Here is a 6640-nt window from a genome sequence, read left to right as displayed (position 1 = left end):
TCAAAAAAGCGCTTTGAAGCATCGTAAGCTATGCAGGCACAGCACCCATCATCCTAAAAAACAGGCAGAAAGAAAAATAAACCCGCTTGCACAAATCAAATCTCATACACTTATTCAAATTTGAATTTCAAAAGTCTTATATTGCAGCGTTCCCTTTGTTATGAAACAACCTTAGGAGGTTAATTAAAGAATGTCGTTAACACTATCGAAAATTGAAGAATATCTCGGCAGCAATGCCGAAACCTTACTCGGCCATGAGTGCAAAACCATCTCAAAAGACAGCCTGTACCTTCCGTCAGCTGATTTTATTGATAAGGTCTGGGCACAGTCAGACCGCAATATCCGTGTACTGCGCAACATGCAGGCCATTTACAACACGGGCCGTCTTGCCGGAACAGGCTATGTTTCCATCCTCCCTGTAGATCAGGGTATTGAGCATTCCGGCGGTGCCTCATTCGCCAAAAACCCTGCGTATTTCGATCCTGAAAATATCGTAAAGCTTGCCATTGAAGGCGGCTGTAACGCAGTAGCTTCAACCTATGGTGTACTTGGTGCGGTTGCGCGCAAGTATGCCCACAAAATCCCATTTGTGGTGAAAATCAACCACAACGAACTGATGACCTACCCGAACACCTTCGATCAGATCATGTTCGGAACTATCGATCAGGCCTACGATATGGGCGCCGCCGCTATCGGGGCTACCATTTATTTCGGTTCCGATGAGTCTGCCCGTCAGATCGTTGAAGTAGCGCAAGCTTTTGCCTACGCACACGAGCTCGGCATGGCTACCATCCTGTGGTGCTACACCCGTAACAATGCTTTCAAAAAAGACGGCGTTGACTACCACGTAGCTGCCGACCTTACAGGCCAGGCCAACCACCTTGGCGTAACCATCGAAGCCGACATTATTAAGCAGAAGCTTCCGGAAGTGAACGGCGGTTTCAAAGCGCTGAACACCGGTTCTTCTTCTTACGGCAAGCTGGATGAGCGCATTTACAGTGAGCTCACAAGCGACAACCCGATTGATCTGACCCGCTATCAGCTGGCCAACTGCTACATGGGCCGTGCCGGTCTGATTAACTCAGGCGGTGCTTCCGGCGCCAATGACTTTGCAGATGCGGTTACTACAGCCGTTATCAACAAGCGCGCCGGCGGTTCAGGCCTCATCAGCGGCCGGAAAGCTTTCCAGCGCCCGATGGCTGAAGGTGCAAAACTCCTGCAAACCATTCAGGATGTGTACCTCAACGAAGAAGTTACCATTGCGTAACTTCAGTTATTTCAATATCTGAGACGGAACCGGACCAAAATCCGGTTCCGTTTTTTTTAGCACATTTTTTAACGATGAAAGAAAATCGGATTTGCCGTTTATTCGGAATTCGCTACCCCATTATTCAGGCCGGCATGGTGTGGTGCTCCGGCTGGAAACTGGCAGCCGCGGTATCCGCAAAAGGCGGACTTGGCATTATCGGGGCGGGCTCTATGTACCCGGAAGTGCTTCGCCATCACATCAAAAGCCTCAAAGTCGCAACGGACAAACCCTTCGCGGTAAACGTGCCCCTGCTTTACCCCGATATTGAGCAGCACATGGCTGTGATTGAGGAAGAGGGCGTCCCCATTGTGTTCACCTCGGCGGGAAACCCGGCAAGCTGGACCAGCTGGCTCAAGGAGCGCGGTATCATAGTGGTGCACGTAGTACCTAATGTGAAGCTCGCTCTCAAATGCGAGCAGCGCGGGGTTGATGCCGTCGTTTGTGAAGGCTTCGAAGCAGGCGGGCACAACGGCAAGGATGAGATAACGAGCATGTGCCTCATCCCGCAGGTTGCAGATGCCCTGCAGATTCCGGTGATTGCGGCCGGAGGCATCGGCGACGGCCGTGCAATTGCCGCTGCCCTTGCGCTCGGCGCCGACGGTGTTCAAATCGGTTCCCGATTTGCCGCTACTGCGGAAAGCTCGGCGCATCCCAACTTCAAAAAAAGCATTCTGGAAGCTGACGACAGCGCAACGGTGCTCTGCATGAAAAATGTGGTTCCGGTACGCCTCATTAAAAATGAATTTTACAAAAAAATCAGCGAGGCCGAAACTCGCTGTGCAAGCCCTGATGAAATTCGTGCTATATTAGGCAAGCGCCGCGCAAAGGCAGGTATTTTTGAAGGAGACCTTACCGAAGGAGAACTCGAAATCGGGCAGATATCCGGCCTGATACAAGACATACCGACTGCCGCTGAACTATTCGACCGCCTGCTTGAATCGTACCAAAATACCGTTGCAGGTTTGCCAGACAGACTTTAATCAGACGCCATCACTTCATTCAGATTTAGTGCTTGAGTAAGCAAAAAAAGCATATTGTACAGTCTCCACGGGATTTAATCTCCAATAAATACCTGTTTCTGTCTATTTCGCTCAGCGTTGTGGCCACCGGAATTGTGCTGTATCTGACCTACACCCCCGAAGGCTTCGAGCACGTACGCCTTAAACGGATGCCCGGACTGGTAATCGCAAGCGTTGTGATGTTCCTCAAAATCTGGTTTACAGCTGCCAAAATCAGATACCTGGCAGAAAAACGCATCAGCTGGGCCGGCTCCTTCCGTATCGTACTTTCGTGGGATTTTGCATCCGCCATTACGCCATCCACCATTGGGGGGGCGCCGCTTGGCATCTATGCCATGACCCGTGAACACATCCCGCTGGGTCAGGCAAGTGCCATAACTTTTTATACCATCCTGCTCGATCAGATTTTCTATCTGATGGTAATCCCCATTCTGATTATTGCCGGACTTTATCTCGAAATAATCCCTGAAGCCTTCGGTGTGTTCGGCAAGTCGGCCATGGCCTTTGTTTACCTGAGCCTGCTCGGCTACGGGTTTGTTCTCGCCTACGGGGTGCTCATCAACCCGTTTTACCTCAAAAGAATGGTACAGGCATTATTCCGCCTGCCGGTTTTGCGCAAACATGCCGACACTATAGAGCGCGAACTTGATAACCTTGTTGGCACTTCAGAAACCCTCCGCCGCAAGCCGTTCAGTTTTCTGGCCAAAGCTTACGGGCTCGCTGCACTGGCCTGGATGGCGCGGGCTTCCCTGCCTGCGATCGTGGTGCTCAGTTTCCTGCCGGCAGACGAAGTTCTTCTGTTTTTCCGAAGCTTTGCGATGTCGCTCGCTACGCTCTTCATGCCCACACCCGGCGGCAGCGGCGGTGTAGAAGCTTTGTTCGTGATTTTCCTCGGTCCGCTGTTTGACCGTGAAATCTTCATCGGCATTGCCACTTTCATGTGGCGCTTCATCACCTTCTACACCATCATCGGGATCGGGATAATGGTGCTGAGCTGGTATCTGAATAACTCTGTAGTGAAGAGCTTCCGCGACAGCACTGAAAAATCAGACGAAAGCAAGACCCCGGATGCCGCGCCACTGAACAGCAACCCTCAAAAGCAGGGTGAAGAATTCTGAGCGGTGCTCATTTTAGCTTGGGTTTTGTTTGGGTGATGACGGATCCATCGTCTTAAAATGCTCATCAGCCGAATCCGGCGGCGATGTAAGCAGGCTAACGATGACGGTGACCAGCAGACCGGCCAAAAAGCCGGGAATCAGCTCGTAAGAAAGAGCCCTAAGGCTGTCGGTAAGCCGCCAGATGATGGTTACCGAAGCGCCGGCTATCATCCCGGCGACAACACCATAGCCGGTAGTTCGCCGCCAGTAAAGAGCGAGAACGGAAGTCGGGCCGATAGCTGCGCCAAGTCCGGCCCAGGCGAAGAGTACCAGCCAGAAAACAAGGTCCTGTGCCAGATAGCCAAGCGTAAGCGAAACCGCAACCAGGATCACAACGACTAACCGGCTGAGGCGTACGAGCCTTTGCTGCGGAATCTGCTGCCCCTGCCCCAACATTTTCTCTACAACATCCCGCACCAGGCTCGAAGCCGCGACCAGAAGCTGCGAATCAGCCGATGACATAATCGCAGCAAAAACAGCCGCCATAACGAGCCCAAAAAAGACCGGGTGCAGCAGGGTTTGGGCCACGTGCGGGAACAGATTTTCAGTATCAGCGCCTGGCAGCATGGAAAGCTCCGGGAACATCACCCTGCCGGCCAGCCCGATAAAAAGGGCGCCCCATGCCATGAGCACATTCCACAAGGTGCCCACAACACAGGCCGTTTTCAGCTGCGATTCGTTCTCGATGGAAAGGTAGCGCGATATGATGTGCGGGTTTCCGGGTGAACCCAGCCCGATTGCAAGTCCGCCAATGGCTGCCCCAAGGCCGAGGGCGTAGGGGTCGAGCAGCAGCGGATCAAAAGCAGTGAGTTCAGCTACTACGAAGGCCCAGCCGCCGAGATGTGCAATGAGGAGAACGGGCATCAGAACAAGGGCAAAGAGCATCAGAAAGCCCTGTAGCACGTCAGTGAGGCTCACCGCCAGAAATCCGCCGAGTACCGTGTACAGCAGCACAATCGCAGCGGTGATGCCGATGCCCCAAAGCGGATCTATCCCGAAGCCGGACACGAAGGTCTTCCCTCCTGCCACAAACTGCGCGGAAACGTAGCCGCTCATGAAAATCAGGATGATCGCAACCAGCACGATGCGGATGAGTTTTTCCTGCGCCGGGAAACGGGCTGCAAAAAAATCCGGGATGGTGATCACATTGTGGACCTCCGCAAACCGCCGCAGGCGCCGGGCGTAATAGAGAAACAACCATACCTCAACCACAATGTAGCCGATAACTGACCACACCGCCTGCACCCCCACACTCCACGCCATACCTGTAACCCCGAGCAGCAGCCACGCACTGCGGCCCGAAACAACCGCAGACAGCGCAACCACAAACCGGTTCATACGCCGGCCTCCCACAAAATACTCGCTGATACCCTGTGAAGAAAAGCGGGAAGCGTAAAGGCCTATGAGGATAATCAGCAGCAGATAAGCGACAAAGGAAACCAGCGCCAAAGGCTCAGCGGAAAAAGAAACCCCATCCATCAGCGTGCTCTCCTGCCTTCATTCCAAACGGCAAGCGCTGTTACAAAAAGAATGATTAACGGCAATACAAACAGGAAAAAGCTGTGTGCTGTCATGTTTGAGTGAGCTGTTGTTTAATTAATTCTCGGTAAATGGGGGATTCCTGCAAAGTACACATAAAAAACCCCGCGGGATTATTTACCTGCGGGGTTTTAATAAAATCCGGAAAGTCAGTTCGCCATAAGCCCGAAGTAAACCAGACCAAAAATACCGATGGCCCAGCAATACCATGCAAAGTAGAAGATCCCTTTTGACTTAAAGAGGATAATCAGGTATTTCAGAGCATAATAGCCGGAAACAAGTGCGACAAAAAAACCGACGATAAGAGGCATAAGCATCCCCTCTGCAAGGCCTGTTGTCTGAAGCTTGAGCAAATCAACCAGGGTTGCGCCGGCTACAACCGGGATCATCATAATGAAGGTGAAGTTGGCGATATCTTCACGCTTAATTCCAAGATACACCGCCATTGAGATTGTAGCTCCCGAACGGCTGATGCCCGGCAGCAGAGCCAAAGCCTGCGCAAGCCCTACAATAAAGGTGTTTTTAAGGGTGAGGCCTTTGGTGCCCTCATCGAAAAACTTGGTTGTGTAGAGCATAACGCCGGTTACCATAAACATGGCTGAAATCCCAACCGGATTGGCAAAAACGGTTTCTACCTGATCGCGAATGGTAAACCCGGCGATCCCGGCCGGAATCATGCTCACCAGAATAAACGTGTTAAAGCGAAGATCGTAATCATTATCCCAGTTTCTGAAGCAGGCAATCGGGGTTTTCAGAATCCTGAATACTGAAAAGAAGAGCTCGGTAAGTTTTTCTCTGAAGTAAATAAATATACTGAACAGCGTTCCAAAGTGTACGATCAGATCAAAAAGCAGGTCTGTTTCGAGCTCCTGACCGAGCAGTGCTCCGGCAATCCTGAGGTGTCCTGAGCTTGATATCGGAAGAAATTCAGTGATTCCCTGAACAAGCGCCAGGATGATTGCTTCGAGTAAGTCCATTAATTAGTTTTCAGATGTAATTGAAGATTAGTAGAATCGCCATTCATTAAACCGGCAACATGTAATTTAAGATTGTCTGCCAGACAAATATTAAAAAATTACTGACTGCAAAAATAAGCTTTTTTTTGACGAACGCTTAAAAAAAAAGCCGCTCTCTGCTTTCAGAAAACGGCTTTCAGAAATATTGGTTGCCCGGTCAGAACGGAAGATCACCATCATCATCCATTGACGGAAGGTCATGGTCATCAAGTGGAGGGATATCATCTGAGGCAGGCATCCCGGATTGTGGTGTACTGCCGGCAGCTTCTACTTTCCAGGCTTTACAATCGGTGTACCATTTTCCGTTGTATTCGCGTGATTCTACATCAAAGGCCACGTTTAGCTCCTGACCTGCTGAGAAGCTTTGCAAAATATTGGCTTTTTCACCCCACATGGTAAAGCAGACTTTTTTGGGATACTGTCCCGGAGTTTGAATTACAAAATCCTGTTTTTGCCAGGGACCGTTACGCCCCTGTCCTGACTGTACCGGCAGTATTTGCTGCAAAGTACCTTTAATTTCAAGTGACATACTTTTGTGTTCTTGGGTTAATAATAAAAAATGCTGCTTTTTTCACTTCTAATGATAAAAGCAGCATTCAT

General features: G+C 50.7%; 6 protein-coding genes. 3 read left to right on the top strand and 3 right to left on the bottom strand.

Features of this window, described 5'->3' with window-relative positions; genetic code table 11:
• The first annotated feature begins 190 nt into the window (after positions 1-190).
• The 3 genes from LAT75_RS07460 (at position 191) to LAT75_RS07450 (ending at position 3446) form a co-directional block, all read left to right on the top strand.
• Positions 191-1267 (top strand): class I fructose-bisphosphate aldolase, encoded by a 1077-nt coding sequence (locus tag LAT75_RS07460; protein WP_291482016.1) that lies wholly within the window; start codon positions 191-193, stop codon positions 1265-1267.
• A gap of 74 nt (positions 1268-1341) precedes the next feature.
• Positions 1342-2289, top strand: a complete 948-nt coding sequence (locus LAT75_RS07455; RefSeq protein ID WP_291482015.1) for a nitronate monooxygenase — start codon at positions 1342-1344, stop codon at positions 2287-2289.
• Positions 2290-2321: 32 nt separating this feature from the next.
• A complete protein-coding gene (locus tag LAT75_RS07450) occupies positions 2322-3446 on the top strand; it encodes a lysylphosphatidylglycerol synthase transmembrane domain-containing protein (protein WP_291482014.1) in 1125 nt (374 codons plus the stop codon).
• 12 nt (positions 3447-3458) lie between these two features.
• Here LAT75_RS07450 and LAT75_RS07445 read toward each other — a convergent pair whose 3' ends face one another.
• The 3 genes from LAT75_RS07445 to LAT75_RS07435 all read right to left on the bottom strand — a co-directional run bounded on the left by LAT75_RS07445 (position 3459) and on the right by LAT75_RS07435 (position 6569).
• Entirely contained in the window at positions 3459-4964 is a 1506-nt protein-coding gene (locus LAT75_RS07445) for a sodium/proline symporter (RefSeq protein WP_291482013.1), read from the bottom strand.
• A 209-nt stretch (positions 4965-5173) separates the two neighbouring features.
• The gene (locus LAT75_RS07440; protein ID WP_291482012.1) at positions 5174-6001 is read right to left on the bottom strand and encodes an undecaprenyl-diphosphate phosphatase; all 828 of its coding nucleotides are present in this window, start codon (positions 5999-6001) and stop codon (positions 5174-5176) included.
• Between the two features lie 196 nt (positions 6002-6197).
• Positions 6198-6569 (bottom strand): DUF3127 domain-containing protein, encoded by a 372-nt coding sequence (locus LAT75_RS07435; RefSeq protein ID WP_291482011.1) that lies wholly within the window; start codon positions 6567-6569, stop codon positions 6198-6200.
• Between the last annotated feature and the right edge of the window lie 71 nt (positions 6570-6640).

The sequence above is a fragment of the Cyclonatronum sp. genome (genome assembly GCF_022565315.1).
Taxonomy (GTDB): Bacteria; Bacteroidota; Rhodothermia; order Balneolales; family Cyclonatronaceae; genus Cyclonatronum.
Note: the sequence above shows the minus strand (reverse complement) of the source record. Positions and strands in the feature narration are given on the sequence as shown.

What these genes read in the sequence shown, in the direction of transcription:
- LAT75_RS07445 (WP_291482013.1), bottom strand. Translation starts at nt 4,964, where the DNA reads ATGGATGGGGTTTCTTTTTCCGCTGAGCCTTTGGCGCTGGTTTCCTTT.
- LAT75_RS07435 (WP_291482011.1), bottom strand. Translation starts at nt 6,569, where the DNA reads ATGTCACTTGAAATTAAAGGTACTTTGCAGCAAATACTGCCGGTACAG.
- LAT75_RS07455 (WP_291482015.1), top strand. Translation starts at nt 1,342, where the DNA reads ATGAAAGAAAATCGGATTTGCCGTTTATTCGGAATTCGCTACCCCATT.
- LAT75_RS07440 (WP_291482012.1), bottom strand. Translation starts at nt 6,001, where the DNA reads ATGGACTTACTCGAAGCAATCATCCTGGCGCTTGTTCAGGGAATCACT.
- LAT75_RS07460 (WP_291482016.1), top strand. Translation starts at nt 191, where the DNA reads ATGTCGTTAACACTATCGAAAATTGAAGAATATCTCGGCAGCAATGCC.